The sequence below is a fragment of the Paenibacillus sp. 7541 genome, from assembly GCF_002276395.1.
Classification (GTDB): Bacteria; Bacillota; Bacilli; order Paenibacillales; family Paenibacillaceae; genus Paenibacillus_AQ; species Paenibacillus_AQ campinasensis.
Genome location: NZ_NQLZ01000001.1, coordinates 179,175 through 202,329, shown reverse-complemented (window position 1 = coordinate 202,329; position 23,155 = coordinate 179,175). Strand labels below are relative to the sequence as shown.

Here is a 23,155-nt window from a genome sequence, read left to right as displayed (position 1 = left end):
CAAACAACGACGGGGCTGTCCCGTAAGGAACAGCCCCGTCGCTGGAATCAGCTAGGCTTGAAACCAGCTGCGATACGTCTTTGCAATTCCTTCGGCAAGCGAAGTTTCCGCGTCCCAGCCCAGCACCGCCTTCGTTCTGTCGTTATTCAAACAGCTGTGCAGGATGTCGCCTTGCTTGGGCGGTAAGTACCGGACGTCAACCGGCTCCGGATGCAGGGCGGTTAGCTGCGATACCAGTTCGTTGATGCTGCTTCTGCGGCCCGTGCTGACATGAAGCGTCTGTCCGTTTCCTTGGTCAATCGACGCGAGATTGGCTTCTACCACATCTTTGACAAAAATAAAGTCCCGGGTCTGATTACCGTCCCCATATACCGTGAACGGTTCCGAGCGTTTCAGCCGATCCCCGAATACCGCAACGACCCCGCCTTCGCCCTTGGCCGTTTGCCCGGGGCCGTATACGTTGCCATATCGCAATATCGTATACTCTAGCCCGAAATAGCGGCTGTAGAGACGTATATACTGCTCGCCAACCATTTTGGACAAGGCGTAATACGAAATCGGGGAGAGCGGGTCATCCTCGGTCAGCTGCTCTTTTTCCAAATCTCCGTATACGCCTGAAGTAGACGCGAACACGATCTTGCGAATCTTGGATTTCCGGCAGGCCTCCAATATGTTGATGGTCCCCAAAACGTTGGTATCGGCGTCCTCGTAAGGATCTGCAATCGAGCGCTGCACGTCCGCCTGGGCTGCCAGATGAAACACGACATCGGGCTTTAAGAGCGCCAAATAATCTGTCGTCTGTTGGGAGTTTACGTCCGCTACATGCAGAATCGCCTCGGAATGGAGGCGACCTGGATCACCGGTTGTAAGGTTGTCGATGACATGGACCTCGCAGCCTCGGTCCACGAGGCCGTCCACCAGGTGAGAGCCGATAAATCCGGCACCACCGGTAACTACCATTTTCATGCCTATAACCCTCCAGCCTTAAGATAGGATGCTCTATCTTACGTGAGGGACAAGGGGATTGCATGAGCGGCTGTCCCTCCGGGCCGAAGGAATGGGCTGCGATATACCGTACATTTCGATGCGATTAGATCGCCCTATACAAAACTGCTATAATAGAGGTTGCGTTTTTACATTGAGTTTACAAAAAAGAGGGAGTCATGGATGGAATTAATTCGGAAAGATCATATACGGTGGTTTATCGGCGTGTTCATCCTGCTGCTGGTGAAGCTTATCCTGTTACGGAGCTTTCTGTTCGGCGGGATGATGTGGGGGCGGGTGCTGCCGGATGCTCTGTCCATTCTGGCGGTGTTGAGCCTGCTGGAGCTGGTGCTGCCGAATAAAGGGAAGCGGACGATCTATTGGTGCTTTAATCTTCTGTTTTCATTGATGCTGTTCGCCGCTGCTGTGTACAACGTGTACTTTGGCTCGATTCCGACCTACACGGCGTTATCCGGGATAGGGCAGGTCAATCAGGTGAAAGGCAGTGTCCAGGCTTTGATCAGGCCGGCGCATTTTCTGTTTTTTGCCGATGTGATTGTTATTGCAGCGGTATGGACGGTTCGAAAGCTCCGAGCCCGATTCCGCAGGGGCCTAATGTTCCGTTTGTCGCCCGGCTATTCGGGCCTGAGAACATCCAGTCTCGTATGGAAAACGGGGATGGCCGGGATGCTCGTAGTGACCGTTCTGCTGTCGGGCTGGATCATGCGGGGCGCCTGGGGGATCGAGAATGAGATTGCCCGTGCGGAGCAAATGGGCTTCATGAATTATCAGGTGGAGGCTGCAATCCGGAACCAACGAGAGAACCGCATGCTCGCCAAGGCTAATCGCGAGGAGGTGATCGCCCAAGTGAAGCAGCTCCAGGATCAGTATCCTTACCGGGACGAGAAGGGGGCGGCACCGGCCTATTATGGCATAGCTGAAGGGAAAAATGTGCTCGTCGTGCAGATGGAATCCTTGCAGACATTTCCGATCGGTCTTACGCTTGACGGTCAAGAGCTGACCCCTGTCATGAACCATCTAGTTGAGGAGGGGCTGTACTTCCCTCACATATTCCAGCAGATCGGTCAGGGCAATACTTCCGATGCGGAGTTCGCGGTGAATACGTCCATCTACCCGACCGGCACGATTGCGATGTCCACAGGCTATGGCAACAAGGAGCTGCCCAGTCTGCCCCGCATGCTCAATCGCCTTGGCTATGTAACCAATACGTTTCATGTCAACGATATCAACTTCTGGAACCGGAGCAAGCTGTATCCGGCACTGCAATTCCAGCAATACTACGACAAGCCGTATTTTCAGGATGATCACTTTAATGACTTCGGTCCATCGGATGAGGAGCTGTTCCGCGTCGGCATGCGAAAGATAAAAGAGCTGCATGCGCAGAATACGCCTTTTTATACGAATCTGATCACGGTCTCCAACCATTCACCCTACACCTTGAAGGATGAATTTGTGAAGATTGCGCTCCCTGAAGAGCTGGAAGGCACACATCTCGGCAAATACCTGAAATCGGTCAACTATTCGGATTATGCGCTGGGTGTTCTCGTTGAGGACTTGAAGAAGAACGGACTCTGGGACAACACGGTGCTTGTTGTATATGGCGACCACTTCGGCATCAATCAGAAAGAAGCGAGCCCCGAGCAGATTTCATCCGTGCTTGGCATCCGTTATCATGAGCGGATCAGCCGCTTCAATATTCCGCTGATCATGCATGTGCCGGGCATCGAGGGCGGCCAGGTCATTGATCAGGTTGGCGGTCAGGTCGATCTGCTGCCAACGATCGCTAATCTGCTGGGCATACGGCTGGAGGATGAGCAATTGACCGCCTTTGGTCAGGACTTGCTGAATATCGACCGGAATGTGGTTGGCATGCGTTACTACCTTCCGACAGGATCGTTCTTTAATAACGAGATTATGTTCGTTCCGGGGGACGGGTTTGAGGATGGCACAGCCGTGAGGCTGGACACGCTGGAGCCAGTGGAAGACGTTGGCCCTTATCGCAGCGACTATGACTATATTATGCAGCTGATGAAGCTGTCGGATGATTATGTAAAGCTGCTGCCAGACCGCGCCTCCAAGTCCTGAAATACAATTAAGTTCACGAAACCGCTTTGATCGGCAAATAGCCGGGTCAGAGCGGTTTTTTATGACTTTATATATCGTTGCAGTCTCTCGGCAACGATTGCTGTCGCTGTGGACGTGTGCTATATTAAATCTATTGTCAACCTAAATAATCTAATTTGAGGTTAACAAATATAGTTTGCACGGGAGGATGGCGATACATATGACAATAATCAAAGGGAACGCAGTGGATTGGCTATCTCTGGCTGAGCGGGTTACTCAAGGTTATGAGGTGGGCAAAGAGGAGGCGCAGCGCATTATGCGAGCATCGAATGATGAATTGTTACAGGTGATGCAGGCCGCTTTTCACATTCGCAAAACGTATTTTGGCACCAGGGTCAAGCTTAATATGATTGTTAATGCCAAGTCCGGGCTCTGTCCAGAGGATTGCGGATACTGCTCACAGTCGATCATATCCGAGGCGCCTATCGATAAATATGCTTGGCTTACCAAGGACAAGATATTGGAGGGCGCAAGGGAATCCATTCGCCGCAAGGCAGGCACGTATTGCATTGTAGCTTCCGGCCGCCGGCCGACGCATCGTGAAATCGCGCATGTGGTTGAGGCAGTCAAGGAGATCCGGGCGACAACCGACTTGAAGGTATGCTGCTGCCTCGGATTCCTGAGCGAAGAGCATGCCAGACAGCTGGCTGAGGCTGGGGTTCACCGGTACAATCATAATCTGAATACGTCAAAAGATAACTACGGGCGAATTACGACGACGCACACATATGACGACCGCGTCGAGACGGTGAAAGAAGCTGCAGCTTCCGGCATGTCGCCTTGCTCCGGTGCGATATTCGGCATGGGGGAGACGGAGGAGGAGCAGGTGGAGATTGCCTTTGAGCTGAAACGGCTCGGGGCGGATTCCATTCCGTGCAATTTTTTGAATCCGATTGACGGGACGCCGCTTGAAGGGCGGCGTGAATTGACGCCGGTCAAGGCGTTGAAGATTTTGGCGATGATGCGGTTTGTGAATCCTGATAAGGAAATCCGCATCGCCGGGGGACGCGAGGTGAACCTCCGATCGTTGCAGCCGCTCGGATTGTATGCCGCCAATTCTATTTTTATCGGGGATTACTTAACGACAGCCGGTCAGGATCAGCATGCGGATTGGCAAATGATCGAAGATCTTGGATTCGAAATCGAGGAATGTGCGCTATAATCGATATTGACATTTCGAGAGGATGACCCTAGTATATAGCCGGGAGGGACTTTCACCCATCTTGATAATAAGCGTAGTATAGACTATATACAGATTATTGGGGGAATCCGTGATGCTGATTACTTTGGCGGTTCTGGCTGTGGCAGCCGTCTATGTGTATCGCCGCTATGTGCCGGTACCTGGCTTGCGTATGATGAATTGCAGTGAACTGCATGCGGCGAGAGTCGAGCGTCCGGATTTAAAGCTGGTTGACGTCAGGGATGTCTCCGAATTCATGGCCAATCCCAAGTGCGACATGATCAATATTTCATTGGGGCGACTGCCTTATGTTTGGGATACGGTGCTGAAACCGGGGGATGACATCGTCATTGTTACACCGAAGCGGTCAGACGGCTTCATCGCAGCCCGCAAACTGCGGAAAGCAGGCTTCACCTCGCTGGCATTTCTGGTGGAGGAGTGCACATCCTGTTCATCCTTCAAGACACCGACACTGGGCTGAAGGCGTGTTTCAGGCATGCCGTTAACACGGACCTGATGCAGGCGCAACAAGAATAAGCAACAGGCAAAAAGGGAAGTTCCGGGTGAAAGGTCACCAGGGCTTCCCTTTTTATATCGGCCATGAGCTGTATGAACACAGCACAGACCGTCAGACTGACAGGGCAGGTCTACTTGACCTTCGGCAAACCGTAAGCTTGCCGGATCAGGGAGAAATAATGGTCAGCGCGGACGACCTCGAACTCATCGCCCAAGGCATCGGTCAGTTCGACCACATCCGAAGGCATCATGCTCCAGGCAAGCAAACCGAGTGATATAAACATCGGCTCACTGCCGTCCCATTGCGCCTTGGCTTCTTCCAGCACCCGGATGCCGTCCTGGGCGGTGCTGATTCCACGGACGGTCGAGGCCGGAAGGCTGTTGCCGATAATTTCCACACCATACCGGTCTTCGTAGCTGATGAAGATGCCCGGCGCCTTGTACTGTTGCTCATAGGCGGCGGCTTTCTGCGGGCTGAGCGGCACATTCTCACTGTCAATCCGGTTCAGCACGTACGGGATTGTCATGTCGGTGCGCTTCATATACTTCTCGGTATCCCGCAGGAAGGTCGCAAAGCTTTCGTCCGGCCAAGGGTTCGGATAGAAATACCCTGCGCCCGACGGTCCGGCGATGAGGTAATCATTCTCCGTTGCCGTGCTGCGGTAGTAATTGAGCAGCGCCGGCGCGCCTTCATGGAGCAGCGGGCTGGATGTCCAGTTTATCGGCACCTGGCCACGTGCTGGATCATCCCACATGACGCGCATGCGGTGCTGATTGTATTGGAAATTGTCGCCTTCCGTGACGACGTAGGTGACATATATTTTGTTCTCCAGCTTCGGCTCGGCAGCGGGCTTCAGCGGCGCGTACTTCGGCTTCGTTCCGGAGAAGACGGTCAAATTGCTGAACCAGTCAGCGGCCAGCACATATACGCCGTACCTGGACGCAATTTCAACCGAGCTGAACTCGCCTTCCACATCATTGCTGAACCATCCGAGATAAGGCGTTCCCGGCTCGACATCGGCCATGATTTGCTCGAAGAGCGCCTGCTGCTCCGGCACGTTCGAATCCAGCCAGAAGACCATCGCCTTGTTGGCAACGGCGTAGTCGCGCAAATAGGCATACGGTTCTTTGTTCTCCGAGGAAAGCGGACGGATGTGGCCTGCAGAAACTTTATACTGATTCCACATGTCCACCTCGGCAATCAGCTGTGTCGTTCCCGCAGGAGGGGTGAATTCGTATACAAAATAGCTGCCGTTATCCGCAAACCGGTGTCCGCCATGCCCCTCCAGAAACTTGGAGTTATGCCGATCGTACAAATACAATTCTTCATCCGAGGTACCCACAACGAATTGGGCGATCTCCTGTCCGTCCGCCTTGACGGTTACTTGATGCACGGCCGGACCCCAGCCGTCCTGAGGGAAGGCGTCATCAAAGCGGAGATAAACATGCTCCCCGCCAAGCTGACCGGAAAGATCCAGATTGTAGACAGCGCGGTTGCTGGCGTCGCGAATCTGCTCCTTCTCCTCCGCAATCGTCACAAAGGACGCCGGCATTCCCGGCGGTATCCGGATGGAGGTGTCTGGCGACAGGCCGATCAGCATCCGGTGAGTCGTCTGGTTCCACAGATGCTCAAACTGCCATGTATACGCTTCCATTCGGCTGTTGAATTTTCCGCGCAAATCCTCAAGCACTTTCAGGTTGTAGGGGGCGGAGGACAGCTTGAGGGCTAGCTCGGGACTCGCAACGACCGCATCCTTCAGCCCGGCCAGCGTAGTGGCGACATTGATGGTATCCGGCACTTGCGGATCATACACAATGATGCCCTTGACCTCCTGTTTGTAGGCGGCAAATATATTCCAGTAATCGTCATGCACCTTATAAGGGACGTCCAGATCGTTCAGCCAGGCAAACCGTCCTTCCTCCTGGTTCTCGATCAGATAGATGCGCGGCTCGCTCCGGTTCACAATGCCTTGAAGCGTTCCGAACAGCAGTTTGATATCGCCTGGCGCATCGTATACATCCGCGACATCCAATTTTTTGGGAGATTTAAATGTCGGAAGCTCCTGATTCGGCGGCCAATTCGGTTTTGCGGCCGGCTCGGGGGTTGAGGATGATGCTGAGCCTACAGCCGCTCCGGCAGTTAACGAGAACGTGCACAGGAAAGTCAGACATAGTGCTGTAAATTTGCGAACCATGACGCTATCACTCCTCGCGTGAGTTCATAATAGGAACGGGCAAACGCGCCTCTGCTTACGAAAGCCTCCTTTCTTGGCATGCCTGTTCGTGATCGCCAATAGACACATCTCCGTTCAAGACATATTAAATATATTTAAATATATCTTTTCAAGCACTTTGACAAAACTTCCTATAAGCTGGCACAATGGGCGTTCATTCCGCATCGTTTGACATGAATGAGACGGGGAGCGGCTCCCGTTTCGGGTTTGTCCTTGCCCCAATCCGCTTAGCAAGATGATCCCTTTGGTTCCGGATGCAGCCTGATCAAAAGGGATGATTGTGCTAAGCCGCAGGATAACGAGTCCGCGCTTTATATTGCGATCAGCGAATGAAGGATATATTATATATTACAAATATTAAGAATAATTTGGTGATTTTAATGAGTGCTAATGATCGAATTCCGTTATATCAGCAAATCCAGGAATATATTCGTCACATTATCGAGACGGAAAATTTAAAGCCTGGCGACCGCATCCCGACGGAAAAAGAATTGATGGAGCAGTTCCAGGTCAGCAAAATCACGGTGGCCAATGCCTTGACCGGCCTGGCCAATGAGAAGCTGATCGCCCGGGTCCCTGGCAAGGGCAGCTTCGTGACCGAAGACGCCGATATGCTCGCGGCAGGCCGCTCGAACGGCCAGGTGGCTTCAGCAACCGCGACGGCTGTGAAGGTCGGAGAGGAACGAAGCTCACTGGTGCGAACGAAGCTCATCGGCATCATTATGCCGAACATCCAGGACTATTTTGCCATCCGGCTGATTAACGGTATTGAAATGGCTCTCGCTGCCGCGGGATACCGGAGCATGATTATGCTGACCTACAGCAGTCTGGCGAGGGAGAAGGAAGCCATCAAGGAGCTGAAGGCGCTCGGTGCCGAAGGCCTGCTGATCTTCCCCGTGGACGAGGAGAACTACAACGAGGAAATTCTTGGCATGAAGCTGTCCGGATTTCCGTTTGTGCTGATTGACCGGCACTTGCCCGGCGTGGAGACCCATTATATCGCATCTGACGGAAGGCGGGGCGCGAAGCTGGCGGTTGACCATTTATGGGAGCTCGGGCACCGGGAGATCGCCATCTGCTCGGATTCGCCGCTGCAGACCGTTACTGTCCAGGAACGGATCGAAGGCTATATCGAAGCGCTCAAGGATAAAGGCGCGCTGATCAATCCTGCGCATATGATCACCGACTTCAAGCCGCTGTCGGAGCTGAAGGATGCCGAAGCGCATCCGCTGTATCGCTACATCCGCAATCGAATGGTGACCGCTTATATTTCCCTGAACGGCAGGCTCGGAGTCCAGATATACCAGATGGCCAAACAGGCCGGACTTGAGGTGCCGAGGGATGTGTCGATTGTCAGCTTTGACGATCCGACCTCCATTGTGGAGGAATTCAGCATGTTCACTCATGTGAATCAGTATGAGAAGGATATGGGATTCCGGGCAGCAAGCAAGCTGCTGGAAGTTCTGTCCGGCCACGGCGATATGAAGGGTTACAGCAAAATGCTCAGCGAACCGAAGCTCGTGATCCGGCTGACGAGCGGGCCACGTCCGGAGCAGCCGGAATAACCACGATTTACATCCCTTCCCGATCCAGATCGGGAGGGCTTTTTTATTTGTAAAAATATATTGAATATATTCATTCGGTATATTATATTTTATAGCAGATGGAGCATTTGACATGTCGTTGAATATGTGTTGGAAACGGATGGTTAACGTCAACACCTAGTTATGAGACGTTTACTGCATAGGCAAAGACACGGGAGAGAATACAAAAGAGAAACCGGAGAGGAGAGCCATCATGCCATACGAACCGATTAAAATTTCGTCATTGAAACACATGATTACCGAGCTCCGCGAAGCCATTTACAAGCCGATTGCCGATCTTGAGGTAACAGCCTGGGTCACGCCGGAGCCCGTACCATATGAAGAGCGCATGAGCGGAACACCGCTCAGCCTGACACAAGGGGAGCGTTGGGGCGACCTGTGGGATTGCGCCTGGTTCCGCTTCCAGGGGACAATTCCGGAGCTTGAGAAGGAGGCTCCGACCGTCTTGCTGCTGGATGTGAACGGTGAGCTGTGCCTCGTTGACCGCGAGGGCACGCCGATCCAGGGGCTTACGACCGTCAATTCGGAATTTGATTTCTCGCTTGGACTTCCAGGCAAACGGGTGGTGGATACCCGCAGCTTGGAACTTTCCGGCGGCACACTCGAATTGTGGGCCGATGGCGGCAATAACGATCTGTTTGGGAGGTATCGCGGCGGAACGCTGAAGGAAGCGGTCATCGCCACCTGCCGCGAAGATATACGCAGCCTGTACTATGACGCTGAGGTGCTGCTGGAGACGGCGGAGCATCTGCCGGAGGGAAGCGCGCGGCGGGCGAAAATATTGCAGGCACTATACGATGCCTCCTTGCTGTTGACCGACATGAGCGAAGACAAGGTCGGGCAGGCGAAGGAGCTGCTGCAGGGGCCGCTTTCCCTGCAGGGCGGAGATCCTGTACTGCGCGTCAGCGCTGTCGGACATGCGCATATTGATCTGGCCTGGCTGTGGCCGATTCGGGAGACGATCCGCAAGGGCGCACGAACCTTCTCGACGGTGCTCCATATGATGGAACGATATCCGGACTACATATTTGGTGCCAGTCAGCCGCAGCTGTATGCGTGGATGAAGGAGCATCACCCGAAGCTGTACGCGCGCATCAAGGAGCGGATTGAGGAAGGCCGCTGGGAGCCGCAGGGCGCGATGTGGGTCGAATCCGACACCAATGTGCCGGGCGGTGAGGCGCTGGTGCGCCAGATTTTGTACGGCAAGCGGTATTTCATGCAGGAATTCGGCATGGAGGTCAAGTCGCTGTGGATGCCGGACGTGTTCGGATATACCGCCAGTCTGCCGCAAATCCTTCGCAAAGCCGGCGTGGACTATATGATGACCCAGAAGCTGTCCTGGAGCGAGTACAATCGACATCCGCATCATTCCTTCCATTGGGAAGGCATCGACGGCTCCAAGGTGCTGACGCATATGCCGCCGGAGGACACATACAACAGTCCGGCTGCGCCTCGGTCTCTGGCGAAAGCGGAGAAGGATTACCTCGATAAAAATATATCCGAGCACTGCCTGCTGCTGTTCGGCATCGGCGATGGCGGCGGCGGCCCGGGCGAGGAGCATCTGGAGCGGCTTGCGCGGGAGAAGAATCTGCTGGGCCTGCCCCCGGTCAAGCAGGAGCCGTCCTGGCGGTTCTTCGAACGACTGGAGAAGGAGAGCAGCCGTTTCGAGACGTGGCGCGGGGAGCTGTACCTGGAGAAGCATCAGGGGACGTTGACGAGCCAGGGGCGGAATAAATGGTACAACCGCAAGCTGGAAAAGGCGCTGCGCGAGCTGGAATTCGCTTCCGTGCTGGCCGCGTCCGCACTCGGGCATTCCTATCCGGCGAAGACGCTGGAGAGAATCTGGAAGGAGGTTTTGCTGTACCAGTTCCATGATATTTTGCCGGGATCCTCGATCAAGCGCGTGTATGACGAGTCACTGGAGCGGTATGAGCAGCTGCTGGGGGAGACCGAGCATTTGATAGAGGAGACTTATCGCAAGCTTTCGGCGCATATCGCCAGGGAGGTGCAGGGCGAGCATGGACAGCAGCAGATTGCCGTGTTCAACTCCCTGCCTTGGGAGCGCGAAGAATGGGTTCAGACGAGTGAAGGGCAATGGACCAAGGTGCGCGTGCCATCGATGGGCTACGCACTTCTTGCAGAAGAGGCACAAGCGCATGATCCGTCGGAGCGCTTCGGCACGGTGCATACGTCTGCAAGCGAACGGACGCTTCAGAATGAGCTCGTGAAGATCATCTTCGATGAGGAGGGAGCGATCGTCTCCATCCGGGATTTGGCTGAAGACCGGGAGCTGATTGCCCCGGGGCTGAGAGGCAATGAACTGAAGGTCTACCATGATCGTGGCGACGCCTGGGATTTCCGGCATGACTATGCCGTCACCGGCGGAACACGGCTCACGCTGCAGCATATTCGCGAGCATCGCGAAGGGCCTGCCGCTGGTCTGGCATTCGAGTTCCGTATCGGGGAATCGGTGCTCACCCAGACGGTGACGTTGACAGAGGGCAGCCGGCGCATTGATTTCCGGACGAAGGTCGACTGGAAGGAGCGCGGCAAGATGCTGCGGACGTCGTTCCCGCTCGATATTCGTACGGACAGCGTCACATGCGAAATCCAGTTTGGCAGCATCAGCAGGCCAACCCATCGCAATACGATGTGGGATTTTGCCAAAGACGAGATATGTGCGCATCAATGGATCGACATGTCCGAACCGGATTACGGTGTAGCGCTGCTCAATGACAGCAAGTACGGCCATCGGGCCTTGAATGGTGTGCTGGATCTCAATCTGCTGCGCAGCAGCTCGTATCCGGATCCCGAAGCAGACCTGGCGGAGCATACGTTCACCTATTCCCTGTATCCGCATGCTGGCAACCATGTCGAGGCCGGCGTGTACAAGAAAGGCTGGGAGCTTAACGTGCCGCTTCGGACGATGGACTGCGCTAAAGCTGGACATCCAGCGGAAGCCCAGAATCCGAAGACAGATGCTGTGTTAGCGCCTTCGTTCCTTCAGACCGGCCATCCGCTGGTGATGGTGGAATCGGTCAAGCAAGCGGAGGATAGCGAGGACATCATCCTGCGTCTGTATGAAACATCCGGTACGCGGGTACAGACCGTGCTTCGGGTCGCAATGGCGCTGGAGGAAGCGTGGAGTGCCGATCTGCTGGAAAGAGAGCAGGCGCGTCTGGATGTGGAAGAGGATGGGGAACAAGGAGCTTCGTTTGTTCATCTGACCTTCAAGCCGTTCGAAATTCATACGCTCCGGCTGAAGCGGAAGCGTTAAAGTTAACCATGATTCACCGCCCTGCCTGAAAGGAGGTGGGAAACATGATCAAGAGTCGTATGGAAAGCAGGCGGTGGATCAAACGGGTCTGGCAGCATAAGATGTTCTATTTTTTTATGCTGCCGGGTCTGATCTGGTTTTTTATCTTTTCGTATGTGCCCCTGTACGGGATTCAGGTTGCCTTTAGGGACTATACCTTTAGCGGCGGCTTTACCGGAAGCCCGTGGGCGGGCCTCAAGTATTTCCAGCAATTCTTTAACTACTATCAGTCCGGGGACATCATCCGGAACACGGTCGTTATCAGTTTGCTGAAGCTGCTTATCGGCTTTCCGATGCCGATTATTCTCGCGCTCCTGCTGAATGAGGTGCGGAAGATCCGATTCAAGAAAACGATTCAGACCTTATCGTACTTGCCTTACTTCGTATCTTGGATCGTCGTCGTTACGCTGATGCAACGATTGCTGACACCTTATGGCGGGCCGGTCAATGAACTGCTGGGCGCCTTCGGGGCGGACCCGATTCAATTTTTGAACAATCCAACCTGGTTCTATCAGATAATTGTAGGTTCTGAAATCTGGAAGAATATCGGCTGGAACTCCATTATTTTTATGGCGGCGATTGCGGGAATCGATCAGCAGCTGTATGAAGCTGCCAAAATCGACGGCGCAGGCCGTTACCGCCAAATGTGGCATGTCACGCTTCCGGGCATCCGGAATGTGGCCATCATTCTGTTCATTCTTGCTGTCGGCAATCTGATGAGCGCCGGTTATGAGCAGCTTCTGCTCCTGAACGGTCCTGCTACAGCCAGCATCGGCAGTGTGCTCGACGTTCATGCGATCAACTCCGGCATAAGAGAAGGACGATTAAGCTACGCAGCCGCAGTGGGCTTATTCCAAAGTGTCATCGGTCTCATCTTGATCCTGACGGTAAACCGCATAGCCCGGAAAATCAGCGACGTATCCCTGTTCTAAGGAGGTGGCTGACGTTATGAACCGCCGCTGGTCCGTGTTCTCTGTGGTCAACTATACTTTGCTGACGCTTGTCGGCTTTGCCATGATCTATCCTTTCATCTACATCCTGGCTTACTCGCTTAATGACGGGAAGGATTCCATGCAGGGCGCTATTTATTTTTTGCCCCGGAAGTTTACGCTGGAAAACTATGCCCAAGTATTTGACAATGCCCGCATCTGGAAAGCTTATCAAATCACGCTGATGCGAACGGTGCTTGGCACATTCCTGCACGTAACGCTCTGCACTCTGATGGCCTATGCCTTATCCAAACGAACGCTGCCGGGACGTTCCTTTTTTACCTTCTATATTTTTCTGCCGACCATTTTTAGCGCAGGCTTCATTCCATTCTTCATCACACTTCAAAAGCTGCAACTGATTAACACGTTCTGGGTGTACATCTTTCCGTTGCTCTACAACTTCATGCATATCATCATCATCCGAACGTTTCTGCAAGGCATTCCGGAAGAGCTCGAAGAGTCTGCCCGGATCGACGGATATGGCGATTTTCAAATTTTCCTCAAAATCATTCTGCCTTTGTCCGGTCCGGTATTGGCCACAATCTCCTTGTTTATCGGCGTTGCTCACTGGAATGACTGGTTCGCCGGCGCTTACTATGTATCCAATAAAGATCTGATCCCTGTACAGACATTGCTGCAAGAAATGTTGAGTGAAGCGGAAGCGCTCTCAAACTCGATGCAGCGGGCTGCTCAGCAGGGAGGACAGACGGTGGGAAGCGTGAGCGGAGCCGGAGCGACACCGGAATCCTTACGCATGGCCCTGCTCGTTATTACGGTATTTCCTATTCTGTGTATCTACCCGTTCCTGCAGCGATACTTTGTGAAAGGCGTTATGATCGGCTCGGTGAAAGGGTAATATGAAGACTTCAAATCGATATTCAGCGGGGACAGCCCGCTTGGATTACATATTCACTTCCGGGAGGGGATTGAATTGACGAAGATTTGGCATAAAGGGGCAGCGGCGCTGATCGCGACCGTATTGCTCGGCGGACTGCTTGCCGGCTGTACAGGTTCGGGCAGTGACAATCGGCAGGACGGAGATTCCTACAAACTGAAAGTATTGCACAACTGGAACGGATCAACCGGCTCTGACCAAGGGATTACACCGATTGAAGAGGTAATCCGGGAGAAAACGGGCATCACCATTGAATGGGAGTACACGAAAGGCAGCGAAGCAGAGAAGGTGAACACGATCTTCGCCACGCAGGATCTGCCGGATATCTACACCGGTCCCGCTTGGGGCGGTGAACTGGATGGCATCATTAAAGCTGCGAATGAGGGACAGCTCGTTGATATCTCCGATAAGCTTGCCAACTATCCGAATTTGCAGAAATCGATTGCGAAGGAGAACGTGCCGCCAGCGTTGTATGAGAAAGCGTTTGACGCTTTTGACGGCAAGCAGTATTTGCTGCTGCAAAACCAGCCGGCGACGAACGAGGACGGCATGGATTGGCTGTACGGCTTTTACGTCCGCAAAGACATTGCCGAGGCCGTTGGTGTCGATCCGCAATCGGTAGTCACGAAGGATGATTTCTATCAATTTTTAAGAAAGATCAAGGATGCCAACCTGCAGGAGAACGGTCAGCCTGTGTTTCCGCTAGGCGGGTTCAGCAATGGCTGGGCGGTGGGCATCGGCAACACGATGTTTTTTGGCAGCAACTATGTAGACCGGGGCGACGGCAACCTGGAACATGTTTTCTTCAGACAAGAGTATGAGGAATATACGCTGTTCTATCGCAAGCTGATTGAAGAAGGTCTGCTTGATCCTGAGGTATTCACACAGACAGATCCGATTGCGAAGGAAAAGATCAACCAGGGCCGGATCGCGGTGCTTGCCGCTCATTATCCGGCGATCTTGGACGCTTCCAAAGAGTATGTCACGGCCAATCCTGGTAGCGATTACATTCCGCTTGGACCGCTGGAGCGTGCGGGAGCCGCACCGGATCGTCCGGTCGACCTGGCGATTCAAGGCAACAACGTGACCGCCATTACGAAGAGCTGTCAGGGCGAATGCGTGGATAAAGCACTTGAGCTGCTTGACTTCCTGGCTTCGGATGAAGGATTCCTGCTGACGAGATACGGGGTTGAAGGGGTTCACTGGGAAATGGTCGATGGGACACCGAAGCCGGTTCAGGAGTGGTTTGACAAGTTTGCGGAAGACGCAAGCGGCAAGGAGCGCAAAAATGTCGGGATCGGCATTGGATTGGAATCGCTTACAGGTCTCGACCGAATCAATTCTGCCGCAGGCGGCGATATATGGGCAGACCAGAAACGGACCGAGGCGATGGAGAACGCTCGCGCCATTCTCCGTCCGAACGGAATACAGGTGATCAGCGCTTATAATCCGGGTGATGTCATTACCAAATCTCCGGATTGGGAGATGCTCAAGCCTTCGCTAGACCGGACCGGTGATGCCTGGACGGAGGCGGTGTTTGCCAAATCCGACGAAGCCGCACTGCGCATCCTGAACGATCTGCGGGATCAGATGAAGAAGACGGGCTATGACAATGCGATGGAATATGTGAATGAAAATCTGAAAGGCAAGGAGGTAGTAACGCTGCAGATGCCGAACTGATGGGCAGAAGCAGCAGTCCCATTCAGCATTACACCTGAAACGCCGGGCTTAAACACCGCGCGCTGGGAGCAGCGCGCGGTGTTTCGCTGCATAACAGCGGTCGGTCGACCACATGCGCCCAGCCCGTATCAACCCATTTGGCTTAGCGCCACGCTCTATCCAAAATGTGACATATGACAGGCTCTAGCTCGGGAAAGGTATGATACAATACGAGCAATAATCGGTTAAAGCGAGGGATAATGATGACCAACACACTGCCGGCTTCAGATGACATCATTCGGCAGTTTAATAACCCGGCTGCTACCTATCGGCCGCAGCCTTTCTGGTTTCTGAACCATAAGCTGGAGCGGCAGGAGCTTGAGCAACAGATTTCAGCGATGCATGAGCAAGGGGTTGGGGGTGTGGTGTTGCACGCCCGTCACGGCATGCAGGCGGAATATCTGTCGTCTGAATTTATGGATGCGCTGTCTTTTTGCACCGAGGAATGCCGCAAGCGCGGGATGGACGTCTGGCTGTACGATGAAGACAACTGGCCAAGCGGAACGCTTGGCGGCAAACTGACCCGGCAGCATCCGGAGTACCGGATGCGCTACCTAAGGATCGAAGAGCGGCGTTACAGCGCTGCTGACTGGCCGAAACCGCTGACGCTTGATTTTCAGCCGTATGATCACAATGAGCTGATTGCGATCTTGGCCTACCGGGCAGAAGAGCAGGGCGGAGAGTGGCTGCTGCATCCGGAGCCGCTCCGAATTACGGAGCAGCTAGGCGATGTCTGGACCCCTGGAAGCGAAGGCGATTATGTCGTGCTGGCCTGCTGGTCATGCGAGATTGCGGAGGGGATGACTTTTGCCGGAGGGTACTACCTGGACACGCTCAATCCCGAAGCGGTGCAAACCTTCATCCGGCTCTCCTATGAGCCGCTGCTGCAGCTTCAGCAGCATTATAGCTCCACGATCAAGGGGGTGTTCACCGATGAGCCTGGTCTGATGATTCATGACGGCTTCTTCGGTGTAGAGGCCATCCGGACGGAGGTTCGCGATGTGGAGGCCACGCTGCCCGGGATCGTGTTCGCCTGGACGCGGGGAATGGAGGAACGCTATCTGGCCGATAACGGCGTCGATCTTATCCCTCTGCTGGGGGCGCTGCTTTATCATTTGACGGACGGCAGTCTGACCGCAAGACAGCAGTATTATGACACGATCACCCGCTGGTATGTCGAAGGATACCATGGTGCGATCAGAGAATGGTGCGAACGCAATGGCCTGCTGTATATCGGACATACGCTGGAAGAGCCGGTGTGGGGTCAGGCACGCTCTCAGGGAAATCAGACACGGGTGCTTCAGCAGTTCCATTATGCTGGTGTGGATTACTTGACCGCCGGTATCGGCAGTAAAGATAATCCACACCGGATCGTTTCGGTGAAAACAGCAGCCTCCGTAGCGCAGCTGGAAAACAAGGCGCGCGTTATATGCGAGTCGTTCGGGGCGAGCGGCCATGCGTACTCGATGCGACAGCGGAGACTGGACGCCAATTTCATGGCATTCTTAGGCGTGAACCTGTTCATTCCGCATGCGTTCTACTATTCATTTGCCGGTTATCGGAAGACCGATTTTCCGCCGACCGAGTTCAAGCATGCGCCGCACTGGCCGCATTATCGTGCCTTTGCCGACTACATTGGACGGCTAAGCCTGCTTGGAGCCCGGACAAGCAGAAGCCCGGAGGTGCTGCTGCTCTCTCCGATCCGGACCGTGTATCAGGATATGTTCGCCTCTGGCGTATCGGACCGAAAGCCCGATGCGGATACGCTGTTCCAGCTGCTGTCGGATCGGCTGCTGCGCAGCGCGATCGATTATGACTATGTCGATGAGTGCCAGCTGGCAGTTGCCGACATCATCGGCGGGGAGCGGCGCGGATTCCGATTCGCCGAGCGCGGGGGCACCTACCCGCTTCTGGTGCTGCCATGTATTCGCGTCATGTCCCGGCAGCTTGCCGTCAGGCTGCTCTCGTTCGTGCAATCAGGCGGGACGTTGATTGCCGTCGGAACCATTCCACAGGACAGCGAGTCGCAGCATAACGATCCGGAGCTGAAGCGCGTTATGGAGCAGCTGTTCGGGGAAGGCGGTCATGGCGATCGGCGCTTGATCGGGGATGGAAGCACGCTCTTTTACTCCCTGGAGCAAGCCAAACGCGATAACCAGGATGCGGATCCGCTCGAAAGCTTGTGCGCGCAGCTCAAACCGTTGCTGAAGCAGCAGCCGCTGTTCTCCTATACGATGCTTGAAGGCGGATTGGAGGATCTGATTGTCGTAGAACGAGGGGAGTCTGGCAGGCGGTATGTGTGGATGATGAATTGGTCGGAGCAAGAGGTTGCGATTCGGCTTGATCATCGACAGGAGAAAGGCGCGGCCGGCGAGAGGATAATCGAGGAATGGCGGCTGGAGCATGGTGATGTGCGCGCTGTGCGTAATGATGCGGTTTTGACCTTTTCGCCCGGGGAACTGCGAGTCTTCTCCATGAAGGAGCGCGAGGATACGGTTGATGACAGAGGAGAAGCTGGAAGTAAAGCCGATTCTTCAGGAACCGCTGCCCTCCGGTTCGACAGGAGCGATGTACTTGGAATGCCAAGAAGGGCAGGGGAGCGGAGCAAGGAGATCCAGCTGGAGCCATTGTGGCAATACGAGGCGGATCAACCGAATGTGCTGCTGCTCGACCGCTGGCAGGTGACCTTGAACGACCGGCAATCGAAGATGAATGCAACGATGCCCGGTCAGGTCAACACCTATCATACAACCTTCCATATGACAAAAGAGCTGATCGAATGGCTTAACGCCCGTTCCGAAGCTCCCGGCCGATCACCATCGCGCCACCGAGGGGTGGAACTGGTCCTGGATGACGTGCATCAGAACGTTCCTTCCCATATCGGCTTTCTTCAGCGGCGCCGAAATCTCGAAATTTTCGTGAACGGTGTGCGTCAGCCTGCACTGGGGCCATCTTCCTGGCAGGACCCTTACTATCACAGTGTCGAGATCACGTCTAGCCTGCAGCCGGGGTTAAATGAACTCGAGATATTGACGGTATCCCTGCTGGAGCCGATGCCGGCGATCTCCTTCCCCGCCTTCCTGATCGGTCCGTTCGCTGTTCATGGAACGGCATTGACCGTGGAGCCGAGGCAGGTCGCCGGCGAATGGTGTGCGGAAGGTTATCCTTTCTATGCCGGAACCGCCTGCTATTCGCAGCAGCTGAAACTGCCAAGGCCGGGGATAGAAGAGCAGGTATGGCTGGAGGTTAATGATATTCGCGAGACGGCGCGCCTCTTCGTGAACGATCAGGATGCCGGCATCAGGCTGTGGCCCCCGTACCGGTGGGATATTACACGGTTTATTGGCGAGGGAATGGAAGAGGGGGCATCGGAAGCGGTTACCCTCAGAATACAGGCAGCCAATACGCTGGAGAATCTATACGGTAAGCGGGCGCTGCCTTCCGGCATCACCGGCTCGTCGCGGATCGTATACATGGAAAGGGACCGGATTGAACGGTCTATGGAACGGGATTGAGCGCACAATGACTCGACGTCAAATAGAAGCGCATGGATGAACCACATGAATGAACCGCATGAATGACACATGAAAGGAACCAAGGAAGAAAACATAGCATGATGCATGCAAGATGCATGAATATATCCCCTGAGTGAACGCATAAATGAAACCAAAACGAAGCATGAATTAATCCTTGGTTATGCCATAGAGAGAGCCGATCAGTCAGGTGACGTTGACCGTCCCTGACTGATTTTTTTGGGTTCAGATTCTCGTCATTTTCCGCCTAACATGCCATTTCCAACACGGGATGTAACAAACAAGGGAATTCCTTCTATACTGCACAATTAATAACATTGACAACCCCTGAACAATCGATTAGTATTTCCATAACTTATTAAACCAACCTTATAACTTAGGTTTAAAGCAACCTGAACGGAATGCGATCAGGGGCAACATTTATTTATTATGTTAAACGCATGGCATATGATTCAGCATCGTATCTGTGCGACAACGGGGGGATTGTCATGAAGGCATCAAAGTTAGGGCTATTATCATTGATTCTTGTTCTGCTGCTTGCAGCTTGCGGCAGTAATGAAGGAACGAACGCAAACCAAGAAGGAAATGCCGACAATGAATCGGCGGAAGCGAAGGAATATAGGGAGGAGCTGAACATTGCAATCACCGCCCAGCCTCCTACGCTCGACACGCCAATGACGGTATCGGCTGTTGCACTGGATATTGCGGGCAACATCTTCGAGCAGTTGTATACGTTGAATGCGGAGTATGAGCCAGTGCCAGCTCTTGCGGAATCCGTCGAACGCAGTGAGGACGGGTTGACCTATACGTTCGCGCTGCGTCAGGGCGTCAAGTTCCATAACGGGAAAGAGATGACGTCAGAGGATGTTGTGGCCTCGATGAATCGCTGGCTGGCGACTTCATCCCGCGCGAAAGTGCTGCTGACAAATGCCAATTTTGAAGCGGTAGACACCTATACCGTCAAGCTGACGGTAGAAGCACCGACGTCCGATGTGCTGATTCTGATCGCTTCACAGGCTCAGTTCCCGGCCATTATGCCGAAGGAAATCGTGGATGCTGCTCCGGCAGACGGAATCAAGGAATACATCGGTACTGGTCCTTACAAGTTCCAGGAGTGGAAGCAGGACCAGTACATTCACCTGGTAAAGAATGAGGAATATCAATCGGTGGACGGCGAACCGAACGGCTTTGACGGACGCAAGGAAGCACCGACCCCGAATCTGTATTTTCATTTCGTAACCGACCATTCGACACGGATTGCAGGCATCAAGACAGGACAATATGATGTCGCTGACAGCATTCCGATTGAAAACTATGATGAGCTTGATATGGATAACAATGTGACGCTGCACGCGCTTCCGGGCGGCGCACTGACGGCATTTTTCAATACCAACGAAGGGCCGCTTGCAGACGAGAAGATTCGTCAGGCTGTTCTCGCCGCCTTTGACAACGAAGAGATCATGCTGGCGAGCTTCGCCAAACCGGAACTGTATTCTCTTGCACCTGGCTATCTGAACACGAACCAGGTTCAATGGTCCACGGATGCGGGGGCCGAGTATTACAACCAGGCGAATCCGGAAAAGGCGAAACAACTGCTTGAAGAGGCGGGATACAACGGCCAAGAGATCACGCTGCTGACGACCAAGGATTACAACGAAATGTACACGGCGACGCTGGTCATCCAGGAGCAGCTTCGCAAAATCGGCATGAATGTCAAAGTGGATAACTTTGATTTCCCTACATTCCTGGAAACGAAGAATGACCGCAGCAAATGGGACATCTTCGTGGCGAGCACTGGGTATCAGCTTACGCCGCCGCAGCTGCTTGCCGTAACGCCGGACTGGGCTGGTCTGGATCATGAGACGGTCAAGCAAGGCCTGGCCGCCATTCGCGGGGCAGCAACGCCAGAAGAAGCGAAGCAGGAGTGGGAGAAGCTGCAGCTCTTCCTGTACGAATATGCTTCCTCTACGGTAATCGGGCATTACAACGGGGTTGTGGCGACATCCAAATCACTTGAAGGCTTTGAACTGTTTGAAGCACCTGTTGTCTGGAATGCCAAAATACCGAAGTAAATGGAATAGAGGGTGTTCCAAGTTACTCTGTTAACTGGCAGCACCCTCTTTCTTTTGCCATTATAGTTTCATAGACCATCTATAAAATGAGGGATTGCCCGTGCTGGCTTATATAACCAAAAGACTGTTGTCGCTTATTCCTGTACTGGCTGTTGTGAGCATTGCCATCTTTCTGATCATCCATCTGACGCCGGGTGACCCGGCAGCGGCCATATTGGGAATGGAAGCTTCACAAGAAGATATTGAGCGGCTGAATGAGGAGCTGGGACTGAACCGTCCGATTGTGGAGCAGTACACCAGCTGGATCGCCAATGTGCTAAGAGGGGATCTGGGGGATTCGATATTCATGCATCAACCTGTCAGCGAGGCGATTGCCGAGCATATGCTCCCGACACTGTCGCTGGCCATACTGGCCCAGATTATCGCTGTTGTGCTGGCGATACCGTTCGGCATTATCGCGGCTTACAAAAGGGGCTCACTTGCGGACTATTCCCTGACCGGACTGTCGCTGCTCGGGATGGCCTTGCCGAGCTTCCTGCTCGGGCTGTTCCTGATGCTGTTTGTCGGCGTCAAGCTCCAGTGGCTGCCGGTGGCCGGCTATGCGCCCTTAAGCAGCGGCTTCTGGGAGCATCTGAAGTATTTGATCCTTCCAGGCATTTCGCTTGGAACGATCCAGGCGGCACTCATTACGAGAATGACCCGCTCCTCCATGCTGGAGGTGCTAAACCTTAATTTCATCAAGACAGCCAGATCCAAAGGTCTGCATGAGATGAAGGTATTGTTCAAATACGCGTTCCGGAGCGCTTTCCTGCCGATCTTGACCGTCATCGGGCAGACGTTCGGAACACTTGTGACCGGGGCCGTCGTCGTGGAATCGATCTTTAATATTCCGGGCCTGGGGCAACTGATTCTGAATTCGATTGCCCGGCGGGATTTTGCCGTCATTCAAGGCGTCGTGCTGGTGGTCACGCTGATGTATGTTACGATCAATCTGTTGGTCGATCTGTTATATGGCGCTGTCGATCCTCGCGTTCGCCTGGATCGCAAGAAGTGAGGTGAAGAGGATGGCAACGATACAGAATAAAGAGCAAATCGCAGAAGTAAGCAAAAAGCTGAAAAAAGAGCAGCGCACACTCGCTTTCCGTCGTATTCGCTCTAATTACGGATTGTTGATCGGCGCTTCGGTGCTGGCGATTCTTATTATATTGGCCGTGTTCGGTCCGATGCTCAGCCCCTATGATCCGTATGAGATGAAGGTCGTGGAGCGCTTATCCGAACCGGGTGGCGCCCATGTGCTGGGAACGGACGAATTCGGACGAGACCTCATGACCAGGCTGTTATACGGAGCCCGGGTATCGCTGGGCGTCGGGCTGGCGGTGGCGCTCATCTCCTCGTCACTGGGACTGATCATCGGGGTGTATGCTGCGTATTATCGGACACTTGATCACATTCTGATGCGTATCTGTGACGGACTGATCGCGATACCCGGGATTCTGCTGGCCATCGCGCTGATGGCAGCGCTCGGCGCATCTGCGCTCAATGTCATTATTGCGCTGACAATTGTGTTCACCCCGAATATTGCCAGAGTGGTTCGTTCTTCGGCGCTGGTCGTCCGGGAGCAGACGTTCATTGAAGCGATGCAGGCGCAAGGAGCAAGCGCCACCCGGATTATCTGGCTGCATATCGTGCCGAACACGCTGTCTCCGCTGCTTGTACAGGCCACCTTCGTGTTCGCGGAGGCGATTATATCCGAAGCGGCGCTCAGCTTTCTCGGCGCAGGCATTCCGGCACCGGAACCAAGCTGGGGCAATATTTTGCAGGCAAGCAAGCTGGTTATTTTCAAGGCCTGGTGGATGGTTGTGTTCCCTGGCGCAGCGGTAGTATTATCCGTCCTCAGTCTCAATCTGCTGGGCGATGGCTTGCGTGACCTGCTCGATCCTCGCGTCAAGCAGAAACAGAGTAAATGAT

The 23,155-nt window shown here is 53.9% G+C and carries 14 protein-coding genes; 12 read left to right on the top strand and 2 right to left on the bottom strand.

Annotated features, from left to right (window positions below; all coding sequences use genetic code 11):
• Positions 1 to 51 precede the first annotated feature (51 nt).
• Positions 52 to 966 carry an NAD-dependent epimerase/dehydratase family protein gene (locus tag CHH75_RS00930; protein WP_095397215.1) on the bottom strand — a complete coding sequence of 305 codons (915 nt, stop codon included), beginning with the start codon at positions 964 to 966 and terminating at the stop codon, positions 52 to 54.
• A gap of 201 nt (positions 967 to 1,167) precedes the next feature.
• On the opposite strand from CHH75_RS00930, the gene CHH75_RS00925 reads away from it, so the two are divergent.
• The 3 genes from CHH75_RS00925 (at position 1,168) to CHH75_RS00915 (ending at position 4,790) form a co-directional block, all read left to right on the top strand.
• A complete protein-coding gene (locus tag CHH75_RS00925; protein WP_095397214.1) occupies positions 1,168 to 3,090 on the top strand; it encodes an LTA synthase family protein in 1,923 nt (640 codons plus the stop codon).
• Positions 3,091 to 3,289: 199 nt separating this feature from the next.
• Positions 3,290 to 4,291 (top strand): biotin synthase BioB, encoded by a 1,002-nt coding sequence (gene bioB / locus CHH75_RS00920; RefSeq protein ID WP_095397213.1) that lies wholly within the window; start codon positions 3,290 to 3,292, stop codon positions 4,289 to 4,291.
• Positions 4,292 to 4,403: 112 nt separating this feature from the next.
• Positions 4,404 to 4,790 (top strand): rhodanese-like domain-containing protein, encoded by a 387-nt coding sequence (locus CHH75_RS00915; RefSeq protein WP_095266077.1) that lies wholly within the window; start codon positions 4,404 to 4,406, stop codon positions 4,788 to 4,790.
• 166 nt (positions 4,791 to 4,956) lie between these two features.
• Here the strand turns inward: CHH75_RS00915 and CHH75_RS00910 are convergent, their stop codons facing one another.
• Complete coding sequence (locus CHH75_RS00910; protein ID WP_095397212.1) at positions 4,957 to 7,020, bottom strand: GxGYxYP domain-containing protein; 2,064 nt, start codon at positions 7,018 to 7,020, stop codon at positions 4,957 to 4,959.
• 419 nt (positions 7,021 to 7,439) lie between these two features.
• On the opposite strand from CHH75_RS00910, the gene CHH75_RS00905 reads away from it, so the two are divergent.
• The 9 genes from CHH75_RS00905 to CHH75_RS00865 all read left to right on the top strand — a co-directional run bounded on the left by CHH75_RS00905 (position 7,440) and on the right by CHH75_RS00865 (position 23,154).
• Positions 7,440 to 8,624 carry a GntR family transcriptional regulator gene (locus CHH75_RS00905; RefSeq protein ID WP_095397285.1) on the top strand — a complete coding sequence of 395 codons (1,185 nt, stop codon included), beginning with the start codon at positions 7,440 to 7,442 and terminating at the stop codon, positions 8,622 to 8,624.
• A gap of 232 nt (positions 8,625 to 8,856) precedes the next feature.
• Positions 8,857 to 11,940, top strand: a complete 3,084-nt coding sequence (locus CHH75_RS00900; RefSeq protein WP_095397211.1) for an alpha-mannosidase — start codon at positions 8,857 to 8,859, stop codon at positions 11,938 to 11,940.
• A gap of 44 nt (positions 11,941 to 11,984) precedes the next feature.
• Positions 11,985 to 12,911, top strand: coding sequence for an ABC transporter permease (locus CHH75_RS00895; protein ID WP_095397210.1), 927 nt, complete (start codon positions 11,985 to 11,987; stop codon positions 12,909 to 12,911).
• A 16-nt stretch (positions 12,912 to 12,927) separates the two neighbouring features.
• Positions 12,928 to 13,824 (top strand): carbohydrate ABC transporter permease, encoded by an 897-nt coding sequence (locus CHH75_RS00890; RefSeq protein WP_095266082.1) that lies wholly within the window; start codon positions 12,928 to 12,930, stop codon positions 13,822 to 13,824.
• Positions 13,825 to 13,899: 75 nt separating this feature from the next.
• Positions 13,900 to 15,543, top strand: coding sequence for a type 2 periplasmic-binding domain-containing protein (locus CHH75_RS00885; protein WP_095397209.1), 1,644 nt, complete (start codon positions 13,900 to 13,902; stop codon positions 15,541 to 15,543).
• A 239-nt stretch (positions 15,544 to 15,782) separates the two neighbouring features.
• Positions 15,783 to 19,097 (top strand): glycosyl hydrolase, encoded by a 3,315-nt coding sequence (locus CHH75_RS00880; protein WP_095397208.1) that lies wholly within the window; start codon positions 15,783 to 15,785, stop codon positions 19,095 to 19,097.
• Between the two features lie 506 nt (positions 19,098 to 19,603).
• The gene (locus CHH75_RS00875) at positions 19,604 to 21,187 is read left to right on the top strand and encodes an ABC transporter substrate-binding protein (protein ID WP_095397207.1); all 1,584 of its coding nucleotides are present in this window, start codon (positions 19,604 to 19,606) and stop codon (positions 21,185 to 21,187) included.
• Between the two features lie 100 nt (positions 21,188 to 21,287).
• Positions 21,288 to 22,241, top strand: coding sequence for an ABC transporter permease (locus CHH75_RS00870; protein ID WP_095397206.1), 954 nt, complete (start codon positions 21,288 to 21,290; stop codon positions 22,239 to 22,241).
• 10 nt (positions 22,242 to 22,251) lie between these two features.
• Entirely contained in the window at positions 22,252 to 23,154 is a 903-nt protein-coding gene (locus CHH75_RS00865) for an ABC transporter permease (RefSeq protein WP_095266087.1), read from the top strand.
• Position 23,155 lies beyond the last annotated feature (1 nt).